Origin of the sequence: Microcoleus sp. BM001215392, assembly GCF_036700185.1 — a bacterium.
GTDB lineage: Bacteria > Cyanobacteriota > Cyanobacteriia > Cyanobacteriales > Microcoleaceae > Microcoleus.
Window position 1 is genome coordinate 1 of the sequence record NZ_JAUBOJ010000517.1, and the last position, 4,253, is coordinate 4,253.

General features: G+C 46.9%; 2 protein-coding genes. One reads left to right on the forward strand and one right to left on the reverse strand.

Annotated features, from left to right (window positions below; genetic code table 11):
* Positions 1-270 precede the first annotated feature (270 nt).
* Complete coding sequence (locus QT974_RS31860; protein ID WP_333472373.1) at positions 271-1,353, reverse strand: class I fructose-bisphosphate aldolase; 1,083 nt, start codon at positions 1,351-1,353, stop codon at positions 271-273.
* A 227-nt stretch (positions 1,354-1,580) separates the two neighbouring features.
* Between QT974_RS31860 and QT974_RS31865 the strand changes: the two genes are divergently transcribed.
* Positions 1,581-4,199 carry a M1 family metallopeptidase gene (locus QT974_RS31865; RefSeq protein WP_333472374.1) on the forward strand — a complete coding sequence of 873 codons (2,619 nt, stop codon included), beginning with the start codon at positions 1,581-1,583 and terminating at the stop codon, positions 4,197-4,199.
* Positions 4,200-4,253: the final 54 nt, after the last annotated feature.

The following is a 4,253-nucleotide window of genomic DNA, read 5'->3' on the forward strand; positions in this document are numbered from 1 at the left end:
AGTTGACAGTTGACAGTTGACAGTTGACAGTTGACAGTTGACAGTTGACAGTTGATAGTTGATAGTTGCACAGTATGGAAATCAAACCTTTCGATCGAGTTTTTTGCTCGGGATTAGAACTGATATCATGTCCGGTAGATTAGCATAACCAAAACGGTTCGTAGTGCGTCGGGAGTGTCCGCTCTTAATTCTGCGGACTAAAGTCCGCACTACGATCCTTATAGCATTGGGTGCGCGCTTCACCCCCTGATTTTAGTGTGCTGTGAAGTTTTAGGCGATCGTGATTTCGGGCGACAAATAAACGTCTTGAATGGCGTTAAACAATTTTACACCTTCTTCAAAGGGACGCTGAAAAGTTTTGCGGCCGGAAATTAAGCCGCAGCCACCTGCGCGTTTGTTGATTACCGCCGTGCGAATTGCTTCGGCAAAATCGGTTTTTCCTGAAGCACCGCCGGAGTTGATTAAACCCATCCTTCCTGCATAACAGTTGAGCACTTGATAGCGGGTTAGATCGATCGGGTGATCGGTTGTCAAATCCGAATACACGCGGCTGTCGGTTTTACCGTAACTCTTGCTGCTGGCTTTAGCAACTGCTGCGTAGCCGTTGTTAAATTCGGGCAATTTCTGTTTGATGATGTCGGCTTGAATTGTGACTCCCAAGTGATTTGCTTGACCTGTTAAATCAGCGGCAAGGTGATAATCTTTGTCTTGTTTGAAGATATCGTTGCGGAGGTAACACCACAAAATTGTTGCCATTCCGTACTCGTGGGCGTGGGCAAAAGCTTGACTGACTTCTTGGATTTGTCGCGTCGATTCTGGGGAGCCAAAGTAAATTGTAGCTCCGACTGCAACGGCTCCCAAATTCCAAGCTTGTTCGACGGAAGCAAACATTATTTGGTCGGATTGATTGGGATAAGTTAGCAGTTCGTTGTGATTTAGTTTGAGAATGAAAGGGATTTTGTGCGCGTATTTACGAGATACACTTCCTAACACTCCGAGAGTTGTCGCGACAGCGTTGCATCCCGCAGAGATGGCGAGTCTGATGATGTTTTCGCTGTCAAAATAGATGGGATTCGGGGCGAAAGAAGCGGCGGCTGAGTGTTCGATTCCTTGGTCTACTGGCAGGATGGATAAATAGCCGGTATTTGCCAAGCGTCCGCTAGAATATAGTTGCTGGAGCGATCGCAAAACTTGAGGAGAGCGATCGGTTTGAGCGAAAATGCGATCGACCCAATCCGGGCCCGGTAGGTGCAACAAATCTTTAGAAATTTTTGCTTGATGGGTGAGCAAGTCTTCGGCTTCGTCGCCTAGCCAAGATTCGATCGCACTGGGAACTGATAGTGTAGCTGTCATACAGATTTACCCTCTCAATTTCAATTGCAGGCTGATGATTGCAGACATTAGCCTTGCTGATATTGTAGCGAAAAAATCATTTTTTCCATCCCGGCAACGATCGCCTGAATTTTTAACAACATTAGCGACAACAGCAACTAGGACGCGCTACTCTGTAATTAAGCTGGCAGTTCAGTCGGATGGCTGCTGCTAGCGATCGCCGATCGACTCACAACTCCTCCATCACAATGTCAAACAACTACTTTGATACTGAAAACGGTCACAAATCCTTCGAGATGCCCGGTGCTAGACCCCACTACAACCCCGATCGACCCGGACAAGTAGAGCATATTTTCCTCGATTTAGTGCTCGATATTCCCAAACAAAGTTTTCGCGGCACTTGCAGCATCCGCATAAATCCAGTCCGCAGCGGTATTGACAAATTAACCTTAGATGCTGTCAACCTGAATATTAAATCTGTCAAAGTCGGCGAAACCGAGCAAAATTTCGACAGCGACGGCGAAGTGCTGCAAATTCAACTGCACGAACCGACAGCAGCTTACGAACCAATTACAATTGCGATCGCGTACTCGGTCGAAAAACCCCAGCGCGGCCTCTATTTCGTCGGGCCAGACAAACACTATCCCGACAAACCAACACAAGTCTGGACTCAAGGCGAAGACGAAGATTCCCGCTTCTGGTTTCCCTGTTTCGACTATCCCGGACAACTCGCAACTTCCGAAATTCGCGTGCAAGTTCCCCGAGAATTTTTGGCAATATCCAACGGCGAATTAATTAGCACAAAAAACGACGGCGACGACAAGATTTATCACTGGTCGCAAACTCAGGTACATCCGACATATTTAATGACCTTAGCAGTCGGAGATTTTGCCGAAATTAAAGACGAATGGAACGGCAAACCAGTTAATTATTACGTGGAAAAAGGCCGCGAAGCAGACGGTAAGCGCAGCATGGGCAAAACGCCCAAAATGATTGAATTTTTCTCTAAAGCATTTGGCTATCCTTACCCTTTTCCTAAATACGCTCAAGTCTGCGTCGATGATTTCATCTTCGGCGGCATGGAAAATACTTCGACAACTTTGCTAACAGATAGGTGCTTGTTAGACGAACGCGCCAGCCTGGACAATCGCGGTACGGAAAGCTTGGTCGCGCACGAATTGGCTCACCAATGGTTCGGCGATTTAGTCGTAATTAAACATTGGTCTCATGCTTGGATCAAAGAAGGCATGGCTTCCTATTGTGAGGTGTTGTGGACTGACCAAGAATACGGCAAAGAAGATGCGGCTTATTATATGTTAGGTGAAGCCCGCAACTATTTAGCTGAAGACAGTTCTCGCTACCGCCGCCCGATGGTGACTCACGTTTACCGCGAAGCGATCGAATTGTACGATCGCCATTTGTACGAAAAAGGCGCTTGCGTATATCACATGATTCGCGCTGAGTTGGGCGACGAACTATTTTACAAGGCAATTCACACTTTTGTGCGCGATAACGCTCACCAAACTGTGGAAACGATCGATTTGCTCAGGGCGATCGAAAAAGCTACCGGTCGCAATCTGACCTTTTTGTTTGACCAGTACGTTTATCGCGGCGGTCATCCAGATTATAAAGTTGCTTATTCCTGGGACGGCGACAGCAAATTAGCCAAAGTTACTATTACCCAAACTCAGGTAAAAGACGGCAAAAATGGTAACGGTAACAGCAAAGATGTCTTTGACCTGAAAATTCCGATCGGCTTCGGTTACAAACCGGAAAAAGATGCAGATGAGCGAAATGCTGCTAATATAAAAACTTTCACGGTTCGAGTGCACGAACGCGAGCAAAGTTTCTATTTTCCCCTCGATGAGAAGCCCGCATTTATCAGTTTTGATGTCGGAAATAAATACTTAAAAACAGTTACTTTAGAGTATGGAGTTGCCGAACTTAAAGCTCAGTTACAGTTCGATCCAGACCCGGTTTCCCGGATTTACGCCGCCCACGCTTTGGCGAAAAAGGGAGGCTTGGAAGCTGTGAAAGCGCTGTCAGAAGTTCTCAAAAAAGAACCGTTTTGGGCTGTGCGGGCGGAAGCGGCCGGTCAGTTGGTTGATATTAAACTCGACCAAGCTTTTGATGGTTTAGTAACTGGTTTGAAGGATAAAGATGCTCGGGTTCGCCGCGCGGTGGTGAATGCGCTGGGTAAAATCAAGACTCACGAGACTTATAAGGCGCTGAGGTCGATCGTTGAAAAAGGCGATGACAGCTATTATGTAGAAGCGGCCGCAGCGAGTGCGATGGGTTCGATCGCAGGCGCTAACCCTGACGAAAAACCCACGGACGAACAGGTACTCAAAGAGTTAAAATTGGTTTTGAAAGAGCGCGAGGGCTGGAATGAGGTTGTGCGATCGGGTGCTATTTCCGGTTTGGCGCAAATGAAAACTTCGGAAGATGCGCTGAACCTGATTTTGAAATACACAGCCGTCGGTACTCCGCAAGCTTTGCGCTTGGCTGCTATTCGCTCTTTGGGGACAATTTCGACAGGTCAAACTAAGCTCAATTTGGAACGGATTTTGCACCGATTAGCGGAACTTTCTAAAGAGACTTTTTTCTTGACTCAAGTATCTGTTGTTGTCGGTTTAGGACAAATGGAAACTCGCAAAGCTATTCGCATTTTGCGTTCTTTAGCTGACCAAACTCCAGATGGGCGCGTCCGCATGATGGCTGATGAAGCCGTACAAAGAGTGCAGAAAAATGCTGGTTCCGATGCAGCGGTGAAGCAGTTACGCGAGGAATTAGACCAGGTGAAAAAGGAGAATCAAGATTTGAAGAGTCGCATGGAAAATCTGGAGGCTAAGGCGAAGAAAGATTAGTTCAACAGTTGACAGTTGACAGTTGACAGTTGACAGTTTGAGAGCGACCTCTAC

What these genes read in the sequence shown, in the direction of transcription:
- QT974_RS31860 (WP_333472373.1), bottom strand. Translation starts at nt 1,353, where the DNA reads ATGACAGCTACACTATCAGTTCCCAGTGCGATCGAATCTTGGCTAGGC.
- QT974_RS31865 (WP_333472374.1), top strand. Translation starts at nt 1,581, where the DNA reads ATGTCAAACAACTACTTTGATACTGAAAACGGTCACAAATCCTTCGAG.